The 23,106-nt window shown below is 69.6% G+C and carries 16 protein-coding genes; all 16 read left to right on the top strand.

The window, feature by feature from the left end; translation table 11 throughout:
* Window positions 1-2: 2 nt before the first annotated feature.
* The 16 genes from GLA29479_RS15595 to GLA29479_RS15525 are packed head-to-tail and all read left to right on the top strand — an operon-like array spanning window position 3 to window position 23,099.
* Window positions 3-455 carry a phage tail protein gene (locus GLA29479_RS15595; RefSeq protein WP_031372403.1) on the top strand — a complete coding sequence of 151 codons (453 nt, stop codon included), beginning with the start codon at window positions 3-5 and terminating at the stop codon, window positions 453-455.
* A 5-nt stretch (window positions 456-460) separates the two neighbouring features.
* Window positions 461-3,379 carry a phage tail sheath C-terminal domain-containing protein gene (locus GLA29479_RS15590; protein WP_057972116.1) on the top strand — a complete coding sequence of 973 codons (2,919 nt, stop codon included), beginning with the start codon at window positions 461-463 and terminating at the stop codon, window positions 3,377-3,379.
* Between the two features lie 2 nt (window positions 3,380-3,381).
* The gene (locus GLA29479_RS15585; protein WP_057918047.1) at window positions 3,382-3,843 is read left to right on the top strand and encodes a phage tail protein; all 462 of its coding nucleotides are present in this window, start codon (window positions 3,382-3,384) and stop codon (window positions 3,841-3,843) included.
* A 19-nt stretch (window positions 3,844-3,862) separates the two neighbouring features.
* On the top strand, window positions 3,863-4,765 hold the full coding sequence (locus GLA29479_RS15580; RefSeq protein ID WP_211264993.1) for a CIS tube protein: 903 nt from the start codon (window positions 3,863-3,865) through the stop codon (window positions 4,763-4,765).
* Between the two features lie 11 nt (window positions 4,766-4,776).
* Window positions 4,777-4,953 (top strand): hypothetical protein, encoded by a 177-nt coding sequence (locus tag GLA29479_RS25365; RefSeq protein ID WP_169795673.1) that lies wholly within the window; start codon window positions 4,777-4,779, stop codon window positions 4,951-4,953.
* Between the two features lie 18 nt (window positions 4,954-4,971).
* The gene (locus GLA29479_RS15575) at window positions 4,972-6,039 is read left to right on the top strand and encodes a phage late control D family protein (RefSeq protein WP_057972115.1); all 1,068 of its coding nucleotides are present in this window, start codon (window positions 4,972-4,974) and stop codon (window positions 6,037-6,039) included.
* Between the two features lie 3 nt (window positions 6,040-6,042).
* Window positions 6,043-6,765 carry a phage baseplate assembly protein V gene (locus tag GLA29479_RS15570; RefSeq protein WP_057918049.1) on the top strand — a complete coding sequence of 241 codons (723 nt, stop codon included), beginning with the start codon at window positions 6,043-6,045 and terminating at the stop codon, window positions 6,763-6,765.
* Window positions 6,766-6,817: 52 nt separating this feature from the next.
* The gene (locus tag GLA29479_RS15565; RefSeq protein WP_057972114.1) at window positions 6,818-8,872 is read left to right on the top strand and encodes a hypothetical protein; all 2,055 of its coding nucleotides are present in this window, start codon (window positions 6,818-6,820) and stop codon (window positions 8,870-8,872) included.
* Window positions 8,869-9,258, top strand: coding sequence for a GPW/gp25 family protein (locus GLA29479_RS15560; RefSeq protein ID WP_057972113.1), 390 nt, complete (start codon window positions 8,869-8,871; stop codon window positions 9,256-9,258). The genes GLA29479_RS15565 and GLA29479_RS15560 overlap by 4 nt, the downstream gene beginning before the upstream one ends.
* A gap of 11 nt (window positions 9,259-9,269) precedes the next feature.
* Window positions 9,270-11,585 (top strand): baseplate J/gp47 family protein, encoded by a 2,316-nt coding sequence (locus tag GLA29479_RS15555; protein WP_057918052.1) that lies wholly within the window; start codon window positions 9,270-9,272, stop codon window positions 11,583-11,585.
* Window positions 11,585-14,650 (top strand): phage tail protein, encoded by a 3,066-nt coding sequence (locus GLA29479_RS15550; protein ID WP_057918053.1) that lies wholly within the window; start codon window positions 11,585-11,587, stop codon window positions 14,648-14,650. The genes GLA29479_RS15555 and GLA29479_RS15550 overlap by 1 nt, the downstream gene beginning before the upstream one ends.
* 25 nt (window positions 14,651-14,675) lie before the next feature.
* Window positions 14,676-16,145 carry a hypothetical protein gene (locus tag GLA29479_RS15545; protein WP_057972112.1) on the top strand — a complete coding sequence of 490 codons (1,470 nt, stop codon included), beginning with the start codon at window positions 14,676-14,678 and terminating at the stop codon, window positions 16,143-16,145.
* Between the two features lie 7 nt (window positions 16,146-16,152).
* Window positions 16,153-17,508, top strand: a complete 1,356-nt coding sequence (locus GLA29479_RS15540) for a hypothetical protein (RefSeq protein WP_057972111.1) — start codon at window positions 16,153-16,155, stop codon at window positions 17,506-17,508.
* 21 nt (window positions 17,509-17,529) lie between these two features.
* Window positions 17,530-18,486, top strand: a complete 957-nt coding sequence (locus tag GLA29479_RS15535; RefSeq protein WP_082638715.1) for an IPT/TIG domain-containing protein — start codon at window positions 17,530-17,532, stop codon at window positions 18,484-18,486.
* A 35-nt stretch (window positions 18,487-18,521) separates the two neighbouring features.
* Complete coding sequence (locus GLA29479_RS15530; protein ID WP_057972109.1) at window positions 18,522-21,005, top strand: vWA domain-containing protein; 2,484 nt, start codon at window positions 18,522-18,524, stop codon at window positions 21,003-21,005.
* A 24-nt stretch (window positions 21,006-21,029) separates the two neighbouring features.
* Window positions 21,030-23,099: a hypothetical protein gene (locus GLA29479_RS15525; RefSeq protein WP_057972108.1), complete on the top strand. Its 2,070-nt coding sequence runs from the start codon at window positions 21,030-21,032 to the stop codon at window positions 23,097-23,099.
* Window positions 23,100-23,106: the final 7 nt, after the last annotated feature.

Here is a 23,106-nt window from a genome sequence, read left to right as displayed (position 1 = left end):
TCATGGCCACCCTTCGCGACCGCCCGTACGTGCAATTCAATTTCCTCGTCGACCTGGGCGACGGGGTCACCGACGGGCCGCAGGCCGGGTTCCAGGAGCTCAGCGGCATCGGCATGGAAGTCACCGTGTCCGAGTACCGCACCGGCAACGCCAAAGAAAACAGCGTGATGAAGATCACCGGCATGAACAAATCCACCGACGTGACGATGAAACGCGGCGTGATCGGTTCGCTCAACCTGTACCAGTGGCTCGACCAGATCCGCAACGGCGACCAGAAGGCCATGCGCACGGTGACGATCCACCTGCAGAACGAGGACCACACCCAGATCGTGCAGACCTGGAAATTGCTGCGGGCGCGGATCATCAAACACACCAGCGGGCCGTTCAACGCCAAGGGCACCGATGTGGCGTTGGAAGAGCTGACCCTGTCCTACGAACGGCTCGAGATGGAGTGAGAACCGTGGCGAACGCGCGCCGGCTGCCCGGCATCCAGGTCGACGTGGCTCCGCCGCTCGCGGCGGAGGCGCTGCCGCGCCTGGACGTGGCGGTGTTCGTCGGCTTCGCCTCGACCGGCCCCTTGCACCTGCCGGTCGCGGTCGAAAGCGCGGCGCAGTACGCGACCGTGTTCGGCGCCGACGCAGCGCTGGCCTGGGACGAACGCCGCGGCGAACGCGTGCACGCGCATCTCGGCCCTTCGGTGCGCGCCTTCTTCGCCAACGGCGGCCGCCGCTGCTGGGTCATACGGGTGGCGCGCAGCGCCGAGATGGAACGCGTGCGCGCCGAGGTCGACGCCGATGCCGATCCTTCGCTCGCGGTCGCGGTCGACAACCGCTTTGCCCTATCCGGAATGCTCTCGATCGCCGCGGCAGGTGGCGAGGCCGAACCGGCCATCGTCGCCACGCGCTGCGAAGGTTCCTGGTCGGATCCCTTGCGCGTCAGCGTGTCGGTGCAATCGCGCGGTTTTGCCCTCGACGCCTGGTCCGGCGTCGACTCCCCTGCTTCGGGCCACTACGAATTCCTGACCCGACAACCGCTGCGCGGCGGCGACCTGCTGCAGTTCGGCCGCGCCACCGGCGATTGCGCCTATGCCCAAGTCGAAACGGTCGCCGCGGGCGCGACTCCGGCAGCGCCGTACCGGGTCTCGGTGCGCATGCTCGCCGCGTTCGAACGCATCCTCACCGAGGCCTCGCCGCCGAACGAGCTTGCCGGTGTCGCCCACCTCGCCGGTTTGGAGCTGCCGCTGGCGGCGACTCTACTGGCGCCGCCGAGCTTCGACAGCGATCCGGATTCGGCCGCCGAACCCGCGCCGCTTGCCTTGCGCTTCGACGAGCCGCTGCCCGAATCCGCCTTCGAGATCGGCGCCTGGGTGCGTTTCGATGCCGCCGGCGCCGTTCACTGGTTACGCATCGACGAAGCCGACCGCGCGCCCGACCTGTCGGCGACGACCCTGCAAGTGCTCGCGACCGTGCATGGGCCGGCCTGGCGCGGCGTCGACCTCGCCGCCGCGCCGCTCGGCACGGTGGCCTCGGCGCAAGTGCTGGAAATCGAACTGCGTGCGATCTCGGAGAACGGCCCGCAAGCGCGGCTGCGCCAGTTGGCGTTGACGCCGAACCGGCCGGGCAACTTCTGGGAACTGCAACGCGACAGCGAGTTCTATCGCGTGCACGACGATCTCGCCGCGGCGGCGCCGGCGCAATTGCAACGTTTTCCGCTGGCGCCCGAGGACGCGCCGTTACCCCTCGCCTGGCTGCCGCTCGGTGCGAGCGGGCTGTTCGGCGCGGCGGTCGGCCCGCTGCACCGCGACGAGACCGCGCTCGAACGCGATGGCCTGGCATCGTTCGACAGCGGATTGTTCCTCGACCCGGAACTCGCCGACGACGGCGTCGACGCCCTGCAGGGGCATGCCGACGACATTCGTCTGATCCGCGCGCAGACGCGGCCCCTGTACGGACTGCACGCCGTGTTCGGCATCGGTGCCGGCGGCTTGTTCAACGAGGCCAGCCTGATCGCCGTGCCCGACGCCATCCACTGCGGCTGGCAACGGCGCGACGCGGACGACCCGGAACCCGCGCAAGCACCGCCCGTCGCGACGCCGGCGCATTGGCGCGCGCATCGCGGTGCCTGCCTGGCGACGGTGGCGTCCGACTCCGCTTTGGCGACACCCGATTTCGGCCGTTTCCTCGATTGCAGCACGCGTCTGATCGAAGCGCCGCTGCTCGACGGCCCCGACGCGCCAGTGCCTCCCGGCACCTATCGCTTGAGCTGGACCGAGAGCGAGCCCGGCGCGGTCTATGCCCTGTTCGAGGCCGGCAGCGCCGACTTCAGCGACGAGCGCGAGATCTACCGCGGTGCCGACGGCGAGTACGTGGCGATGAGCCAACGCGACGGCCTGTATCACTATCGCGTGTTCGCCTGGGTCGGCGACGAGAGCAGCCAGGGCTCCAACCCGGTCACCGTGCGCGTACGCGCCGACGACTGGGAACAGGTCGCGCCCGAGTGGGCCGGCGACCTGCACGAAGCCGACTGGCTCGACGTACAACGGGCGCTGCTGCGTCTGGCCGCAGCCTGTGGCGACCTGTTCGCGGTGCTGTCGATGCCGCGCCATTTCCGCACCGCCCAGGCCCTGCGCTACACCCAGCGCCTGCGTGCCGTACGCACGCCCACCGATCCAGCCGGGCCGAGCGATCCGCAAGCCTTCGGCTTCGAGGAGGCGCGCGCGCTCAGCTACGGCGCCCTGTATTTCCCTTGGTTGCAGTCGGACGCGCGCGCGGGCGGCGCCGACAGCGCCGGTCAACACCCCTTGCGAGTGGTGCCGCCGGACGGCGTCGCGGTCGGCGTGTTGTCGAAACGGGCCTCCCTGCGCGGCGCCTGGATCGCCGCTGCCAACGAGCCGATGAAGGATGTGGTGGCGCTGACGCCGCCGATCGCCGACGGCGACCGCCAGGCCCTGCAGGACGCGCAGATCAACCTGTTGCGTAACGACCCGCGCGGCTTCTTCGCCTTGTCCGCCGACACCCTGGCGCTGGACGAGGCGCTGCGGCCGATCAACGTGCGCCGCCTGTTGATCCTGCTGCGGCGCATGGCGCTGCGCCACGGTACCCGTTACGTATTCGAGCCTAACGGCCCGGTGCTGTGGCGTTCGGTGCAGCGCGGCTTCGACCTGCTGCTGACCGATCTGTTCCAACGCGGCGCCTTCGCCGGCGCCACCGCCGCGCAATCGTTCCGCGTGGTCACCGACGAGGGGGTCAACACGCCGCAGTCGGTCGACGCCGGGCGCTTCGTGGTCGAACTGCGGGTGGCGCCGTCGCTGCCGATGCGTTTCATCGCCGTGCGCCTGGCCCAGAACGGCGAGCGCCTGGCCGTGATCGAGGAGCTCTGAGCATGGCCGCCCAGCCCTACCCGTTCACCAATTTCAACTTCGCCGTCGAGATCAACCGCGGCGACGACGCAAAGCCGCTGGTCAACGCCGCGTTCGCCGAATGCGACGGCCTGGAAATGAACATGGAGGTCAAGACCATCCGCGAAGGCGGCGCCAACGACCGGCAGATCCGCCTCAACGGCATGGTCAGTTACGGCCAGCTCACCCTCAAGCGCGGCATGACCGAGAACTTCGACCTGTGGCGCTGGTTCAAGGACAGCGTCGCCAATCCGCGCCTGCGCGCCAATGCCGAGGTGGTGCTGTTCGCCGCCGACGGCAGCACCGTGCGCGCACGCTTCCAGCTCTCGCGCTGCGTCCCGGTCAAGCTCAAGGCACCGGCGCTGAACGCGCGCGACGGCCAGGTGGCGATCGAGGAACTGCAGGTGGCCTACGAGACCCTGGCCCTCAAGGAGCTCGACGCATGAACCGCGCGGAGGCCACGTCATGAGCCTGGAAAAAGCCCAGCTGATCGAACTCGACCAGAGCTTCGCCAACGAGAAGTCCGGCGGGCGCAAGGTCGCGGTGCAGTTCAATCCGGAAACGCTGAAGGTCACCTTCGCCAACCAGATCGTGCAGCCGCAGGGCGGCGACCAGGCCGCCGGCAATGCCGGCCGCCAGTTCGTCGGCGCCGGCACCACCAAGCTCGCGTTGCAACTGTGGTTCGACGTCACCGCGATGGAGAAGGATGCGGTCGACGACGTCCGCCGCCTGACCCAGGACGTGGTCTATTTCATGACCCCGCAGAAGTCCGAGGAAGACCCGAAGAAGCTGTCGCCGCCGGGACTGCGCTTCCACTGGGGCACCTTCCTGTTCGACGGCATGGTCGAGAGCATGGAAGAAACCCTGGAGTTCTTCTCGCCCGACGGCAAGCCGCTGCGCTCCAGCATCACCATGACCCTGTCGCAGCAGAAGATCCTCGAAGCCAAGTTCGAGGGCGAAGGCAAGGTACCGAACCAGCCCGGCCAAGCGCCGCTGAAGAGTGCCAACGAGGGCGACTCGCTGCAGTCGATGGCCGGCAAGAGCGGCAAACCCGATTGGCAGGGCATCGCCTCGGCCAACGGCATCGAAGACCCGCTGCGCATGTCGCCGGGTCAGTTGGTCGATCTCAATCTTTCTGCCGGCGCTTCGATAGGCGGCGGTGCCGGGATCGGCGTCGGGGTCGGGGTCGGGGTCGGGGTCGGGGTCGGCATAGGCGTCGACGCGGGCATCGGCGCCAGCGCCTCGGTCGGCGCAGGTTTCGGCGCCGGCATCGGCGGCAGCGCCGGCATCGACGCCGGTGCCAGCGCCAGCGTCGGCATCAACGCGTCCCTCGGCGGCAGCGCCGGCGGCTCGATCTCGTTCGGATAAGGAACCCGGCCATGGCGGTAGTCATCAACGAATTCGAAGTGTTGGCCGAGCCGCGACCGGCGGCGAAGTCGGACGCGAACGCCGGCGCCAAGTCCGAGGGCGAGGCGCCGGAGAAGCTCGAACCGCGCGACGTGCAGGCGGCGTTGCGCCAGATCGACCAGCAGTGCCTGCGCGTCTGGGCGCATTGACGGAGCCATAGCGAGTCCATGGGCGATACCGCGACATTGCCGATCAAAGCTTCGCGTCCGTCGGTGGAAATCGACGGCAAGCGCGAGGCCACGCTGACCAGCTCGCTGATGTCGCTCGACATCGTCGAGTCCGAGGCCGGCCTGGCCCGTTGCGAGCTGGTGTTCGGCAACTGGGGCGGCCCGGACAAAGGCGGCTTCCAACACTTCGGCCGCGACCTGCTCGAGTTCGGCAAACCGCTGACCATCAAACTCGGCGACGGCAAGTTGTTCGAGGGCCGGATCAGCGCGCTGTCGGCGAAGTTCCCCGACGGCGGCACGCCGCAGATCGGCGTCTGCGCCGAGGATCGATTGCAGGACCTGCGCATGACCCGACGCACCCGCGCCTTCGCCGACGCCAGCCTCGCCGACATTCTGCGCAGCATCGCCGGCGACCACGGCCTGCAGGCGCAGGTCGACGTGCAAGGCGAAACCTACAAATTGCTGGCCCAGGTCAACCAGAGCGACCTGGCCTTCCTGCGCGACCTGGCCCGGCGCGAAGACGCGCAGATCTGGGTCGAGGGCAGCCAGCTCAAGGCGGCGCAACGCGCACAGCGCAACGGCCAATCCCTGGAGCTGTCCTGGGCTGGGCCCTTGCGCGAATTCGAAGTCTGCGCCGATCTCGCCCATCAACGCACGCGTCTGGTCGGTGCCGGCTGGAGCGTCGCCGACAAGCGCGTGGCCAAGCACGAGGCCGACGAAGCCGCGATCCGCGCCGAACTCAACGGCGGCCCCAGCGGCGCCGAGACCTTGCAACAGGCCTTCGGCGCACGCGTCGATGCGCTCGCCCACGGCCTGCCGAGTTCCGACGGCGAAGCGCGCGCCTTGGCCGAAGCCAGCTTCCGCCACATGGCGCGGCGCTTCATCACCGGTCACGGCGTGGCCGAGACCAAGGACGCGCTGCGGGTCGGCACCAAGCTGACCATCAAGGGCGTGGGGCCGCTGTTCGAAGGCGACTACACCGTGACCGAAGTGCAGATCCGCTTCGATCCCAAACTGGGCGTGCGCACCGAGTTCTGGTGCGACCGGCCCGCGATCGGACGGGGCTGAGCCATGCGCATCGTCGAGCTGCCGCCGTTCGAACAACTGCTGAGCGAACGCCTGCCGAGCGGCTGGGGCGGACGCTGGTACGGCGTGCTGGTGGCGCTGGTGACCGACATCAAGGACCCCGACAACCAGGGCCGCGTGCAGATCACCCTGCCCTGGTCGCCCGACGCCAGCGGTCAGCGCTACGAAGGGTGGGCGCGGCTGGCGACGATGTTCGGCGGCAACAACCGCGGCAGTTGGTTCGTGCCCGACGTCGACGACGAAGTGCTGGTCTGTTTCGAACACGGCGACCCGCGCCGCCCCTACGTGATCGGCGGCCTGTGGAACGGCCGCGACCAGCCGCCGGAGTCGATGGACGGCGCCGGCAACAACTACAAGAAGGTGCTGCGCTCGCGCAACGGCGTGAAGATCACCCTCGACGACCAGGACGGCCGCGAACAGCTGCTGCTGGAAACGCCGGGCGGACAGAGCTTCACCCTCAAGGACGGCCCCGGCGCGGTCGAGATCGAAGACAGCAATGGCAACTCGGTGAAGCTGGAAATGTCCGGCATCACCGTCACCGCCGCGGCCAAGGTCACCGTCAACGCCAGCCAGGTCGCGGTCAGCGCCGGCATGGTCACGGTCGACTCGGCGATGTCGCGCTTCTCAGGCGTCGTGCAAGCGGACACGGTGATCTGCAACAGCATCATCAGCGCCTCCTACACCCCGGGCGCGGGGAACATCTGGTGAAGCCGATGACCGCCACGCGCCGAGATCGCCCTGCCATTGCGCGGAGGACGCCATGAACGCCCATCCCTTGCGTTGGCAGGCACCGCAACCGCTGTGGTCGCGCTTCGGCGACACCGCCGGCGCCGCGGCCACTGCGGAGCAGGCGCGCCCGGCGATCCTGCGCTTCGCCAGCGACGACTTCATGGAGCAGTTGCTCGGCACCCTGGCGCGCGACCCGACCCGCATCGACAAACTCGTCGCGCGTTACGAGACCTGGCGCAAGCCGATGGTCGACCCGCCGGACCTGGTCGAACGCGCGCCGATGCCGCAATTGGTGCAGGCGTCCGGCCGCATCGCCGCAGCCAAGCGGCCGAAGCCGCGTGTCGCGCCGGCCGACGCCGAAGCGCCGCCGCTCAAGTTGTACCAACCCGCGCATCAACGCCATTACGTGGCCACCGCGAGCCTGGTCTGCGGCATCCAGGGCCTGCCCGAGCATGCGCTGGTGCGCGGCGGCGGCGAAGAAGTGAGCATGGTGCTGCGACGGCTGATGCCGGTGCCCGGCGACGCCAGCGGAACGCTGCACGAATTCGCTTATCTGAAGGACCTGCAGGGCGCGCGTTGGCAGCGTTGCAACGACAACAACGACTTCGTGCCCGGAGAAGACCGCCTGCCGACATTCGCCCTGAGCTTTCTCGACGACGGCCAGCATCGCCGTGCGCTGTGGGCCGGCAGCGTCCCGGTCGGCCGCCGCGAGGAATACCTCGGCTGCCGCGTCGACACCGCGCCCTCGCCTGCTTACGCGACCGCCCAGCGCGAGCAACTGTCGCCGAGCGTTCCGGCCCCGGCGAACTCCAAGCTCGCGCGCACCTCGCAGTTCCAGATCGACGTCAGCGAGCCGTGGAAGACGATGATCCGCTCGGCCTTCAAGCTCGCCACCGCGCCGGCCTCGACGCCGACCATCGGCGACGAAGCCGAACCGCCCGGCGATCGCGTTACCCGCGCCTTCAATTTCAACCTGCAGCAACAGAGCGCGTCGTGGCTGGTCCTGCTGGACTGCGCCGACCATCTGCAGACCTATCTGCCCGACGTCTGGAACGCGATCGACAACAACGGCGCCGGCTATGCCGCGCTGTCGAGCAACCGTCGCGCCCTCTACGACTGGCTCGGCACGGTGGTCATGAGCGCCCCGCTGATCGCCGCGCTGCAACCGACCGTGCAATACCCGGTCGCCGCCTCGATGCGCGCCGCGCTCAAGGCCATCCGCGCGCCCGGCGTGCGCGAGAAGCTCGAAGCGAGCACCGCGACCTTCGCCGCCACGCCCGACACCCGCGGCCTGCCGGACTGGCCGCGCTTCAGTTTCTGCCTGGCCGGGGTCGAGCAAAGCCTCGCCGCGACCGGCCCCTACACCGCGCTCGACAGCCTCGGCGACGACGCCTCGATCGACCCCGACCCGGTCGCCGGCAACGTGCCGGGCCAGGACGTCGCACGCAAGGTCGACCGTTTCACCGCGCTGTACGCGCGCGCACTCGAAGCCACCACCGAAACCGACGCGCCGCCGGTGCCGTTCGCGTTGCAGGTCAAGAACGCGCTCGGCAACAACCTCGGCGCCAACCTCGGCGACGGCGGCTGGTTCGTGCTGCGCTTCGTCCACGGCCGCCGCGATTGCGGCCCGCTGCACCCGCCGCTGTTGTCGGCGCCGAGCGAACGTTTCCGCCTGGCCAGCTTCTTCGATTCCGATGCGCCGGCGCGGCCGATCCGCATCTCGCTGCCGGCCGACACCAGCCCGGCCGGCCTGCGCAAGTATCAGAAGAACACCGCCTTCGTGCTCTCGGACATGCTCTGCGGCCAGGTGCAACGCGCCAAGGGCATGGGCCTGGTCGATCTGGTGCTGTCGGTGCTGCCGTGGCCGTTCCACAAGGACCTGCCCGCCGGCGACGGCGCGCCCTGCCAGAGCGGCGGCATCAACATCGGCATGATCTGCTCGCTGTCGATTCCGATCATCACCATCTGCGCGCTGATCCTGCTGATCATCATCGTCATCCTGTTCGACCTGATCTTCCGCTGGCTGCCCTACTTCGTGATCTGTTTCCCGGTGCCCGGGCTCAAGGGCAAGAAGGACTCGTCATGAGCAGCATCTTCGGCACAAGTTTGTCGTTTCCGCCGCGGGTCGGCGTCGACGGTCGCTTCGTCTGGTCCTCGGGCGAAGACAACATCCGCGAATCGATCGCGGTCATCCTCAAGACCGAACCCGGCGAACGCGTCGGCGTGCCCGAATTCGGCGCCGGCCTGGCCCGGTTCCTGTTCGAACCCAACAACCCGGCCACCCATGCGCGCATGCGCGATGCGGTGCAGCGCGCCCTGGCCCGCTGGGAGCGGCGCATCGAAGTCGAAGCGGTCGAGGTGGCCGCGCACGCCACCGAAGCCGAGACCGCGGTGGCCACGATTACCTACCGGCTGGTCGCGACCGCCTCGCGCGAACGCATCAGCCTCGCCATTCCGCTGGCCGTGATCTGAGGCCCGCACCCATGCCGCTGACGCCCCCGCCCATCGACGATCGCCGCTTCGCCCAGCTGGTGGAAGACACGCTGGCGCGGGCGAGCGTGCACACGCCGGAGTGGACCAACTTCAACCAGAGCGACCCGGGCGTGACCCTGGTGCAGCTGTTCTCCTTCCTCACCGAGAACCTGCTGTACCGCGCCAACCTGACCCCGGAGCGCAACCGCCTCAAGTTCCTGCAGATGCTGCGCATTCCCCTGGCCAGCGCGAGCGCCGCGCAAGGCCTGGTGGCGATCGCCAACGAGCGCGGCCTGCCCAAGGTCGAAACCTTGCCGGCCGACCTGGAAGTGCGCGCCGGCTCAGTGCCGTTCCGCACCCAACTCGGGCTGGATGTGTTGCCGGTCGAGGCGCGGGTGTACTTCAAGCGCCGCCTCGACGATCCCTCGCAGGAACTGCTGGATTACTACCGGCTGCTGTACGCGTCCTATCAACTGCCATTCCCGTCCGAGGTGCAGCTGTACAAGACCCTGGCGCTGGATCGCAAGGTCGTCGACAGCGTCGACCTCAATGCCGACACCGTCGACCGCTCGCTGTGGATCGCCCTGCTGGCGCGCAAGACCGATGCGCCCGGCGAGCCCGACGACCCGTGGAAGTCGGTGCGCGATGCGCTCGGCGGCCGCACCCTGACCCTTGGTCTGGTGCCGGCGCTGGATGCAGTCGGCGCGCAACTGTTGCCGGCCGGCAACGCCCAAAGCCGGCAACTGCTGCGCTTCGAATTGCCGAGCGTGCCGGCCGACGGCCGCGTGCCGCGCGACGCCGGCGACCGTCCTGCGCCGAGCTATCGCCAACTCGAACCGCGCACCGAAGTCGATCTGCTGTCGGTGCCGGGCGTAGTGCAGCTCGCACTGCCGCCGGCCGCGCAACTGAAGGTCTGGCAGGATATCGACCCGCTCGAAGGCGGCGTCGGCGACATGCCGCCGACCCTCGACGACGCGGCCCTGGCCGGGCGCGTGATCACCTGGCTGCGCGTGCGCGCCGACGGCGCGGCGCAGGCGCGGATGCGCTGGGCCGGCATCAACGCCACGCCGGTGCGGCAGATCCAGCGCATCGCCGCCGAACCGCTCGCCGACGGCGACGGCCGGCCCGATCAAGTGCGGCGACTGTCGCGTCGGCCGGTGCTGCGCCATTCGGTCAGCGTATCGACCCGGGTCGGTGCAGCCGCACCGAGACGTTGGAGCGAGATCGACGACCTGGCCGCGGCCGCGCCGGAAGTGCCGGTATCCGATCCGCGTTCGAGCGCGCGCGAGCTGGCTTGCATCGACACCGGTCCCACCGAGGTGTTCGAACTCGATCCGGAAGCCGGCGAACTACGCTTCGGCGACGGCCTGCGCGGGCGCCGCCTGCCGCTCGGTGCGCGCGTGTTCGCCGCGTATGAATTCTGTCTCGGCGCGCAGGGCAACGTCGCCGAAGGCAAGATCGACAACGCCCCGCAACTGCCGTCCGGCTTCGCCGTGCTCAACCCGGTGCAGACCTGGGGCGGCGCCGACGCCGAATCGGTCGACACCGGCGAGAAACAAGTGCGCCGGCATCTGCAGCATCGCGACCGCATGGTCAGCATCGACGACTTCGAGTCGGTCGCCTACCGCGCGCCCGGCGTGCAGATCGGCCGCATCGAGGTGTTGCCGGCCTTCCATCCGGACCTGTCGCCGAACGAACCCGGCTCGGCGCCCGGCGTGGTCACGCTGATGGCGATCCCGCGCTCCGACCCGACCCAACCCGATGCGCCGCGCGCCGACCGTTTGTTCCTCAACGCGCTGTGCCGCCATCTCGACCCGCGCCGCCTGGTCACCACCGAACTGGTCGTCCGCGGCGCCGACTACAAAGGCATCTGGATCTCGGTCGGCATCGAGGCCGCCGCCGGTTATGCCATCGCCCAGGTCGTCGACGACGTCAAGCGCCGCCTGCGCGAAGTACTGGCGCCGATCGGCCCGGCCGGCACGATGCCGCGCAACGCCGCCTTGTTCACCCCGCGCGGCGCCGACCCGGCACGCGGCTGGCCGCTGCGCACCGCCGTCGCCAGCCGCGTGTTGCTGGCCGAAGTCGCGCGCGTGGCCGGCGTGACCTCGGTCGCCGACGTGTTGCTCGCCGAGGGCGAGCTCAGCGCCAGCGACGTGGTCGAGATGAGCGGGCTGGAGCTGCCGCGCATCCTCGGCATTTCGGTCGTCGCCGGCGAAGCCATGTCGCTGGATGCCCTGCGCGGTGGCGGCGGCAACGCCAGCGGCGGCGGTTCGACGGGCTCGACCACGCCGCTGTTGCCGGTGCCGGTCGTGCCGGAGACCTGCTGATGAACGTCAACGGCGCCCGCTTCCAGATGCTGTACGGACGCGACGACTGGGCGCGTTGCACGACCGCCGACTTTAACGAGTCCGGCTTCAACGACGCCGCCGTCGCGCAGCCGCTGGCGTTCTGGTGGGAGGTGTTCGCCAGCCCGATGCCGATCCCGCCGGCGACCCTGCCCGGATGGGACCCGTCGCGTAGCGAAATCACCCTGCAGCCGCAAGCGATCGAACTGCCGGCGACGCTCGGCGAAACGCCGCTGAGCCTGGACGCACGCCGCCCGGCCGCCGCCGATCGCCACGGCAACGTCTATCGCGTGGCCGACGATGCTGCGTCCCTGCGGGTGGCCTCGACCGAAGGCGGCAGCGAAGCGCCGTTCTGGCCGGCCGACCCGGCCGACTGCGCGCAGACCCGCAGCGAGCGACGTCTCGCCTTCGAGACCCATCAGGCCGCGCAGGCGCGCGCCGCCGACCGCTACCTCGCCGTGGTCGTCACCGAAGACGACTACCTCGTCGCGGCGTTCGCGCGCGGCGACCTGCGCGGCCTGATGAGTTTCGACCTGATCTCCGGCGGTCCGCCGCTGGAAACCGGCTGGCCGGCAGCGGTGCCGTTCGAGCCCTTCGACCTGTGCCCGCGCCATGGCGGCGGCGCTTGGGTGCTGGATCGCCTGCATCGGCGCTTGTGGGAACTCGATTGCACCCTGGCCGTGGTCAACCGCGGACAGACCGCGCTGCCGTTGAGCGCAGCGGTCGTCGACGACTTCCAACCGCATTCCGGGCCGCTGCGCGAGCAAGCGGCGGTGCAGTTCCCGGCCGGCCTCGACCTGGCGGCGCTGAGCGCGCCCTTGCTCGATCCGATCGCGATCGAATCCACCGGCGCGGCCACCGTGCTGGTGCTCGACAGCGACGCGCCGCTGCAACGCTCGCGCGTGGTGCGGCTGCGCCGCGAGGGTTCGGCCTGGTCGGCCGATGCCTCGCAATGGCTCGATGCCCTGCCCGCGCTCGCCCACGACATGGTCTATGCCAGCGGCCTCGGTCATGCCTCCGCCGCGGCCTCCGAGCCGGCGCCAGCGCGCTTGTTCATCGCCAGCGAAGTCGGCAACCAGGTCCACGCCTTCGAAGTGGTCGACAGCGACGGGCAGTTCGCCTTGCGCGCGCCGGCCGAGCTGTACCCGCTGCGCCGCTATGGCGGCCGCGCCCTGATCTCGGTCGCGGGCAAGGCCCACTACGACTGCGGCCTGAGCCTGCCGCGCTGGACCCCGGTAGTGCAGCAGCACCGGCAACGCTATGCGGCGCAGGCGGTATTCGTGACGCCGGTGTTCGACAGCAACGAGCTCGGCACGGTCTGGGACAAGCTGCTGCTCGATGCGGCGATACCGCCGGACACCGCGATCACCATCGAAAGCCGCGCCGGCGACGAACTCAGCGGTTGGTTCGACGGCGAAGCGCAACCGGCGGCGGATGCGCAAGTCATCGGCAGCTGGCTGCGCGAACCGGTGCCGCGCCTGCGCGCGAGCGGCCCGGAACTGCCCTGGCTGCGTCGCGAAGCCGCACGCACGACCCGCCGCGAAGCCGGCGCCGGCACCTGGGAATTGCTGCTGCAGCAAGCGCACGGCCGCTATCTGCAACTGCGCGTGACCCTGGTCGGCCGCAACGGCACCGCCACGCCGCGCCTGCGCGCCCTGCGCGTGTGGTCGCCGCGCTTCTCCTATCCGCAGCGTTTCCTGCCGGCGTTGTATCGCGAAGACAGCGCCAACGGCGATTTCCTCGAACGCTGGCTGGCCAATTGCGAAAGCACCCTGACCCAGATCGAGGACCGCGTCGCCAACGTGCAGTCCTTGTTCGATGCACGCACGGTGCCGCAGGACGCGCTGGCCTGGCTCGCCGGCTGGTTCGACCTGGCCCTGGACCCGTCCTGGGACGAACGCCGTCATCGCTTGCTGGTCCGCCACGCCATGGATTTCTTCCGCTGGCGCGGCACCGTGCACGGCCTGCGCGTCGCCCTGACCCTGGCCTTCGAGCCCGGCTTCGATGCGGCCATGTTCGACGGCCCCGATCCGGACGACGAAGGCGCGGGTCGTATCCGTATCGTCGAGTCCTATCAAACGCGCCTGGTCGAGACTCTGGTCGCCGATGCCGCGCTCGGCAGCGCTGCCTCGGAAGACGGCCTGCGCAACGTGGTGTTGCAGAGTCTGTGGACGCCGGCCGAGGGCAATGCCGGCCTGGTCGATCGCTACGCCGCCTGGCTGCAAGGCACGGCATCGGCGGTGCAGCAGATGACGCCGTTCTCGCTGGCGCCGCCGCCGAACACCGCCGCGCATTCCGATGCGGCGCAGGAATGGAGCGCGTTCTGTTCGGCCCATCTGGGTTTCGTGCCCAGCGTCGGCGCCGCCGACCGCGTTCGTTGGCAGGGCTTCCTGCTGTCGCGTTACGGCAGTCTGCCAGCCTTGAATCTCGCGCACGCCAGCGCCTACGCGCAGGTCGCACAGATCCTGCTGCCGAGCGCGCCGTCCGCACGCGAAGCCGCCAACCAGGATTGGCAGGAGTTCTGCGCGCGCGCCGACGGTGCCCGCGAACGCAAGCTGTGGCACGACTTCCTGGCCCGGCGCTATCGCCGCATCGAACGCCTGCGCAGTGCGCACCTGAGCGCCTGGCCCGAGTTCGAACAGGTGCCGTTGCCCGACCGTCTGCCGGCGAGCCCCGCCGCGCAGACCGACTGGCTGCAGTTCGAGCGCCAGTTGCTGGCGATGCACCGCACCGCGCACCGCTTCTCGGTGTTGCTGCCGGTGGCGAGCGTGATCGCCGATCCCTACCGCCTCGACGAATGCCTCGGACTCGCGCGGCGCATCGTCGAACTGGAAAAACCCGCGCACACCGTGTTCGACGTGCGCTTCTACTGGGCCTTCAACCGCGTCGGCGAGGCGCGGCTCGGGCTCGATACACAGTTGGGTGCCGGCAGCCGCGCAAGCGAGCTGATCCCCGATGCCGTGGTGGGCCGCGCCTACCTCGGAGCCAGCTTCGTCGGCGGTGCGCCGCGCCATCAAGGGCGCGACCGGCTGTCGCTCGAATGCTGAGCCGCCAAGTCTCCAGGAGCGAATCATGGGCTGCTGCAACGAACCGGTGACCACGCTGACGGGCCTGCCCGCAGACCCTACGCAGCATGTCAATTACGAGCGCGGCATGGTGCTCGGCGTAGACGACTTCACCCAGGAGTTCGCCTACCTGGCCGGACGCGACCAATGGCTGGCGCGCGACGCGGTCGGCTACGGCACGCTGAGCGGGCTGCGCATCCAATTCGAGAACGACGGCAGCGAGGGGCCGCGCCTGCACGTCGCCGCCGGTTCGGCGCTGGTGCCCAGCGGCAAGCTGGTGTGCGTGGCGGCCGACCAGTGCGCGGTGCTGAACCGCTGGCTGGCCAAACCCGACAACGCCGCGCTGGTGAACCGGATGCTCGACCCCGGCTCGCCGCCGTTGTCGCCACCGCTGTCGCCGCCGCTGTCCCCGCCCGCGGTGGGCTCGGGCGAGATCTCGTTGTACCTGACCCTGTGCTACGCCGACTGCAAGACCCGGCCCGTGCCGATTCCCGGCGAGCCGTGCCGGTCCGAAGACGAGTTGATGAAACCCTCGCGCGTCGCCGACGACTTCCGTCTGGAACTGCGCCAGCACGCGCCGGCCCAGGTCGAAGAAGACGCGCTGCGCGATTTCGTGCGCTGGCTGCGCCGCAACGTCAGCGTGCTGGACGCCAGCCCGCCGCAGATCGCCGATCCCGACGCTTGGCTCGAGGCGATGCGCGGCGCCGTGCAGCCCTGGCTCGATGCTCAGACCATGTCGCCGCCACTGTCGCCGCCGGCCTCGTTCGCGACCCTCGGCGATTATCTGTTCGATCTCGGTTCGCCGCGGCTGAGCCTCGCGCGCGAACAACAATGCGAGTTCCTGCGCACCGCCTTCCGCTTCTGGGTTACCGAGCTGCGGCCGCTGTGGATGGCCATGCGCTGCCATCGCCCGCAATACCCGGACGGCGATTGCATGCTGCTGGCGCGGATCAGTTTCGAAGTGGTCTGGGTCGGGGGTTCGCCGAGCGGCGCCTGGCAGGTCGACGGCAGTCCGGCCAGTCTGCGCATCGACGAAAGCGCCAGGCCCTTCCTCGCCCATCTGCGCCTGCTGCAGGAATGGGCGCTGTGCGGTTGCGATTGCGCCGGCACTGGCGACGACGCAGGAGCCGCGTTCGGCGGGCCGATGCCGCTGGAGTTCGACGCGCCGATGGCGATCTCGCCGATGCAGGTGCCGATCCAATTCTCCGAGCAGGACATGACGCTCGACGACAGCCAGTACCTGGTGATCGGCCGCACCGCCGCCAAGCTCGCCCTGACCTTGCCGGCCTCGGTGCCGATGATCGCGGGGCGCACCTACGTGATCAAGAACCTCGACGTCGGCGCGCTGACCGTGTTCGCCGACACCCTGGTCGGCGACGGCATCGACGGCCTGCCCGAGTTCTCGGTCAAGAAGAAAAAGGCCGTCACCCTGGTCGCCGACGGCGCCGGGCAATGGCATTCGATCGGGACCGCATGAGGCCGCCATGAGCACTCTCGACAACGTCCTGCAGCTGCAACAACCCGTCAAAGAAGGCGGTATCCGCAGCGTCAACTTCTTCAACGGGCGCCTGCTCACCAGCAAGGACCTGAGCCGCGAGCAGGTCGCTCGCCGCGAGGCCGACGCACGGCTCGGGCTGGCGCTCGGCGACGGCGTCGCCTTCGGCCTGGAAGCCGCACGCGACGCCGACCTCGACCAGGTCAACGCACCGGTGTTGCGGGTGCGCGCCGGGCTGGCGGTCAATCGCGCCGGCCAGACCCTGTGCCTGACCGCCGACACCAGCGTCGCCCTCACCCGGCGTTTCGATGCCGGCGAGGCCGCGGCCTGCGACTGCGTGTTCGCCAACTGCAATCCGCTCGCCGACGGCGTCTACGTCGCCGGCGCCGGCGTCTACGTGCTGACCATCGCACCGGCGCAAACCAGTGAAGGCCGCGCCCCGACTAACGGTTTGGACCCGAGCAACGTGCGCTGCAACACCGACGCCACCGTCGACGGCGTGCAGTTCCGTCTGCTTGCGCTGAATCCACTGCGCTTCGCCGACCTCGACCCGTCCTCGTCGCAATTCCGCAACCGCCTGGCGTATCGCTGCTTCGGCATCGAGGCCCGCGACAGCAACACGCTCGATCCTTGGCAGAACGACCCGCCGAACTACGGTCTGATCGACGAACTGCGCGACAGCGCGCTCAGCGACTGCGACGTGCCGCTCGCACTGGTCTACTGGACCAGCGCCGGCTTGAACTTCGTCGATACCTGGGCGGTGCGGCGGCGCCTGCTCGAACCCGATGCCTTGTCGGGCTATGCCTTCCAGCGCAACCCGCTCGATCCGGCCGAACTGTCCTCGTTCGCATTCCAGGCGCGCGCCCACCGCCTGGTCGAGACGCATGCGATGTGCGCGCAGTTCCAGCAGCACCTGGCCGATCTGCTCGCCGCGTCGGCGGCGCCCTCGGCCTTGATAGCGACCCAGTACTTCCGCTACCTGCCGCCGTTCGGGATCGTGCCGCTGCACAGTCTGTCGCTGCGCGGTTTTTCCGACACCACCTTCTTCACCGGCATCGTGCGCCGGCCCGCGCCGGGTTCCGGGCAGAGCACGCCTTTCATCGACGCGCGCTTGCTCGGCGCCCTGCAGGCGCAGGCCCTGGCCTCGACGCCGACCGACGTGAACCAGAAAGAGTTCGTCTGGGTGTATCGGCCCTGGCAGAACGTCAAAGCCTCGCGCGAAGGCGAACCGGTGCAAACGATGCTGGTCTTCGCAAGCGGACAACTCCCCGACATCGCGGTCGCGCGGTTCGACATGGCGCGCCTGGACTACAGCAACCTGGCCGGCTGCTGCGGCGCCCCATAGACAGCACTCAGGAGAACTTCCATGGCACTTCCCTCACAGGTACAGCCCGGCGATGTGATGTCATCGGACCTGATCAACGCGATCCTGGATGCGCTCGCGCAATTGCAGGGCGGCGGCCCCGGAGGCGGTACGCAAACGGTGCCGAACCTGTTCGGCTCGCTGTTGAGCGAGGCCCGCGCGATCCTGCTGCAACCCGGGCGCCAGCTCACCCTCGGCTTTACCCTCGATGTCGCCGGCGCCGCGGTCGACCCGCTCGCCGCCGCCAACGCCAACCTGGTGGTGCTCAACCAGAGCCCGCCGGCGCAGATGCGCGTGGCGCCGGGCACGCCGATCAACCTGGTGGTGTCGCGCGCCGCCGGCAGCGTGCCGAATCCGGGCAATCAGCCGCCGACCATCTCGCGCACCGAAACCGTCAGCGGCGTGGCCTCGACCAGCTTCGCGGTGAACACGCCGCTGGCGATCGTCGGCACCAATTTCAGCGCCACCGCGGCGCAGAACACGGTGACCTTCAACAACGTGCCGGCGGCCTCGGTGAATCCCGACCCGGTCGATCCGACCCGGCGCCTGCTCGTGGTCGTGCCGGCCGGCATTCCCGGCGCGCCCGCGACCGGCGGCGCACCGCCCCTGGCCGGCGTCACCATCCGCATCGTGACGCCGAACGGCACGCCGGCGACGACCCAGATCACCGTCACCGCACCGGTGGCGGCGCAGCCCACGATCACCAACGTCACGCCGGCCGCCCAGCTCGAAGGCAACAACATCACCATCACCGGCACCAATTTCACCGCGGCCGCGCAAGTGCGCATACGCGGCACCACCGCGGCGATCGTCAGCGCCAACGCGACCACCATCGTCGCCACCGTGCCCAACTTCCCCGACATACCGCAAGGCCCCGTGGTTGCGGCGACCGTGATCGTTTCGGTCCCCGGCTTCAGCGACATCGCATACACCGGCACCTTCAACGTAGTGGGCGCCTGAACCAGGAGAGTTCCATGACACGCATGACACGTCCTATGCGTTTTCCCCGCGCCGCGTCTTGGTTGCTCGGCGGACTGCTGGCGATCGGCTCGTCCGCCGCGTGGGCCCAGACCCTGACCTTGCAGGTGCCTTCGCGCGGGCCCAGCCCGCCGACCATGCAGACCGCCATGTCGGCGATCGAGTTCGATGCCGCCTCGATCGGCGGCGGATCGACGATCTCCGTCGACGGCACCAGCATCGCGGTCGCCGACGCCGGTTGCGCCGGCGTCGCCTGCAAGGCGGTCGGGGTCAGCCCGACCGGCGACATCGCCACGGTGACGCGCATCAGCGGCACTCAGCGCGCCCGCCTCGACATCACCTACAAGAGCGTGTTCCCGGGTAATTTCTGCGCGCCGACCATCACCCCGGCCGGCTTGTCGATCACCCTGGAACTGACCGGTTTTACCTTCGGCGCCGGCAGGGGCTATCGCATCACCAGCTTCATGGCGCCGTCGGATGCGTCCTGCGACGTGGCCTATGTGCGGGTGCCGACCAGCCGGCCCTCGATTTCCGGCGGCGGCGTCGCCTATCTCGGCCGCCTGCCGCTCAATATCGTGCTGGTGCTCGACAAGTCGCCGAGCATGGACTGGGTCATTCCCGGTTCGCCGGACAAGCGCTGGGACCGCTTGAAGTCCTCGGTGCAGTTGTTCGCCTCGGTCTGGGACGCGGTCGGCGCGCCACCGCCGCCGGCGACGATCTCCTCCGAAGGCCATGCCGACGATAGGCTCGGCATGGTCCTGTTCGGCGGCACCGCGGTCGAATCGCCGCTCGACGGCCTCAACTTCTTCAAGCAACGCGGCGCCATCGCCGCGCCCTGGGCCGCGCCGGTCGCGGCCGGCCTGGTCGACAACACCTACATCGGCGGCACCTCGATCGGTGCCGGCACCACCATGGGACGCGCGCGTCTGGCACCGGTCGAACAACTGGTCGGCGATACCGCCGTCGTGCTGTTCACCGACGGCGAGCAGAACAACCCACCGTGCATCTCGCGCCAGGGCGAGGTGTTGGCGCCGGTCGAAAAGCCCTATCCGGGCAAGCCGCCGGGCACCACTTATCTCGACAAATGCGCGGTCGCCGCCGCAATGCCGAGCAGCGCGCTGCTGACCTTGAACGGCGGCATCCTCGCTCGCGATGTGCTGCCGCGCGGCCCGATCTTCACCATCGGCCTCGGCGAAGGCGGCATGGCCGCGAGCGCCGAACTGCTCGACGAAATCTCCGGCGAAACCGCCGGCCGTTCGGCGTTCCCGAACAACGGCGTGGCGATGGACAACAGCTTCGTCGACAACCTGGTGACTCACCTCAAGGGCGGTACGGTGTCGCTGCTGGATCGCACGCTCGGCGATCTGGCCGCCGGCACGCCGGCGTCGACGCCGTTCGACTTCATCGTCGACCCCTCGCTGACCCGCGTCACTTTCGTGCTGAGCTGGGAGGGCAGCGCCCGTGAAGCGGGGCTGGAGATCCGCCGCCCCGACGGCAACATGACCACCGCCATTCAGAACGCCAGCGGACCGAACTTCCGCGTCGCCACCGTCAACATTCCCCAGGCCGGTCCGGCCGGCGACTGGAAGGTGACCGTGCGGCAATTCGGCACCGCCGGCCTGAAGTACCAGTTGTCGGCCTACGGCGTGGAAAGCCGCCTGGGCGCGCGCGTCACCGAAACCCCGCGCCTCGGCACCGCCAGCCCGATCGGCGTCGTCGCCGAAATCGGCTGGGAGCACGGCCCGCTCGCCGACCTGCCGGCCGGCGCCGTGCGCGCGATCATCGAACGCCCCGGCGCCAACCTTGGCACCCTGCTGCACGACGCCGGCGCCAAGCCGATCGACGGCGAGGTCCGCAACGACACCTCGCCGCTGTCGATGAAGCTCGACCAGCTGATCCGCACCGCCGGCCTGCTGGATAAAATCGAACCCAAGCCGGTCGGCGATGCGATCGAACTCAAGCATGTCGGCAATGGCCGCTACGAAGGCAAGTTCGACGCCACCAACGTCGGCGGCCGTTACCGCATCCGCATCGAGTACGACTGGAACGACCCGCGCACCGGTACGATCCGCCGCCGCGACCTCGCCGAGCGCCAGGTGCCGGTGATCCCGACCGCGAAGGATTCGGCGGTGCGCGTGCAGCGCGAACCACGCAGCGCCAATGCGGTGATCGTGATTACCCCGCGCGACAAGTTCGGCAACTACGTCGGCCCCGGCCATGAAGGCGGCTTCAACGTCAAGATCGATGCCGGCACGATCGCCGGCGCGCCGACCGACAACGGCCTTACCGGCGAGTACACGATCAAGGTGGGCGGACTCGCCCCCGGCGACGACCCCAAGGTCAGCATCGTATTCGCCGACCAGGTCCTGCGCGACGGCCCGCTGTCGAGCCTGAGCACCGGCACCGAACCGCCCACGCACGAGCCGTGGTGGAAGCGCTGGTGGTGGCTGATCCTGATTCTGTTGTTGCTGGTGCTGTTCTTGTTGTTGCGGCGCAAGTAGACGCCGCGACCCGCCGAGGCCCGCATGCTCCGAATCGACTCGCGATGCGATTCGAACCAACTGCGCAGCGTCAGGCTGCGCAGTGCGGAGCGCGACACGCTGCGGGCCCGGCAGGGCCTGGAGCGGGCTTTGGCCGCGGTCGATTGGAGCCTGAGCGAGCTGCCGCCGAACGCACTGTTGCTGGTGCGCAAGCTGCAGACCGGGCCTCATTCCATGGCCGCCTTCGGCCCGCGCGTGGCGCAAGCCCTGCGCGAGCAGCAACGCTACGCGAAACGCCCTTGGCGCGACGACGGCGCGGCAAGCGCCGACGCGGTCTGGTTCGACGAAGGCGAACTGGCCGCCTGCCTGATCCGGGACTGGTTGCGCGGCCACGTCTCGCAGCGTTGGTGGTGGCGCACCGTGCTGGGCCGAGCCGCGGTCGACGAGTGGCTGCGCGAGCAGTTACTCGGCCACGGCCAACAGGTGGCGACCACGCTGAATCTGCTGGCACCCAACGGCGACGCCGCGGCCTGGCTGTCGCGCTTGCACGACGGCGATGCGAGGCGCGCCCTGACGGCGCTGGCACGGGATTACGACGCACCGCTCGCCCTGGCGTTCGCTGCCACCCCCGAGTCTGCGAAGGCCGCAGCCGTCCTGACGAGCGTCGCTTCGGATCCGTCCGAGGCATCGCATCGTCCGCCCGGGGCCGATGCAGGCGTTCGGTCCGAGCCAGACGCAAGCAGCCGCACGCCGGCATCGCGTCGCGACGACACCCGCCTGCTCGCCGCGCTACCCGAACTGCGCAACGCAGCACTGCGGCCGACCACACTGCGCCTGCTCGCCTTCGCCCTGGCCGCGCTGCGCGAACCGGGCTGGCTGCGCAGCGCGTCCTTCGCCGATGCGGTAACGAGGTGGACGCAATCGCGCACGGCGGCGGCGCCGATGAAGTCGCTGTTGCCGGCGCCGCACTCAACAGCCGCGTCGAACTCGCAACCCGGCGCCACGACCCCGCTCGCTGCACCGACGGCTACGGGCGCAACGATCGCATCGTCCGTGCGCGCCATCCCAGCCGCGACCGCGGACGCCGCGCGCATCGTATCGGATGCACCGACGCCGCCCATGTGCGATTCATCGACGCCGCCGAACAACGAACCGGCAGCCGAGCGCGGCAAACGCAAGCTGTCGCCAGCGCTGGTTGCAGCGCAATCCGTGGCCGGTACCGACCACACGGCCTTCGTGATCGCGAATGCGGCGGCCGCGAGCGAAACGCTCGCACCTGCGACCGCCACGGAGCCTGCTCGACTCGAGGCCGCCAGCGACGTCGAACCGGCACCGCCCGGGACCACGCCGCAGACGACCTTCAACACTGGCGGCATGCAGGTCGACAGCGACTACGGCGGTCTGCTGTACCTGCTCAACGCCGCCTTGGCGCTGGAGTTGTACGGCGATTTCAGCATGCCGCGTGCGCGCGGCCTGGCCTTGTCGCCATGGAACTGGCTGGCGCTGATCGGCGAGGCCTGGTTCGGCGCGGAATTTCGCCGCGACCCGCTGTGGCGGCTGTTGGCCGACCTGGCCGGCCGCGAACCGCAGCAAGCGCCCGCATACGACTTCGTCGCACCGCTCGACTGGACCATCGACGAGGCGTGGCTGCAGCCTTGGGATGCGGTCGACACGGTCGCCTACCACGCCGGTACGCGACGCTTGCGGCTGTGGCACCCGCAGGGCTTCGTGCTCGCCGATTTGCCGCGTCGCACCGCATCGACTCCGGCCGCGCAGGCCGCCGACTGGTGCGCGGAATGCGCTGGGCTGGAGGCGGCCAGGCTCGTTCGCATGCCGGACCTGCCGCCGCCCTCGCCGCGCCAACGCAACCGCCGCTGGCTGCATTACCTGCTCAGCTACCTGGAAGCGCGCCTGGCGCGCGCGCTCGCCGTCGACCACGGCGATATCCCCACCCTCGTCTGTCGTCATCGAGCGCAACTGCATTGCAACCTGGTCGACGTCGAGGTGCGCCTGTCGCTGGATACGCTGCCCTTATGTCTGCGCCTGGCCGGGCTCGACCGCGATCCCGGCTGGATTCCGGCCGCCGGCCGCAGCGTCCGGTTCCGATTCGTCTGAGGGCCGC

The sequence above is a fragment of the Lysobacter antibioticus genome (assembly GCF_001442535.1).
GTDB lineage: Bacteria > Pseudomonadota > Gammaproteobacteria > Xanthomonadales > Xanthomonadaceae > Lysobacter > Lysobacter antibioticus.
This window is presented reverse-complemented; position numbering and strand designations above follow the sequence as displayed.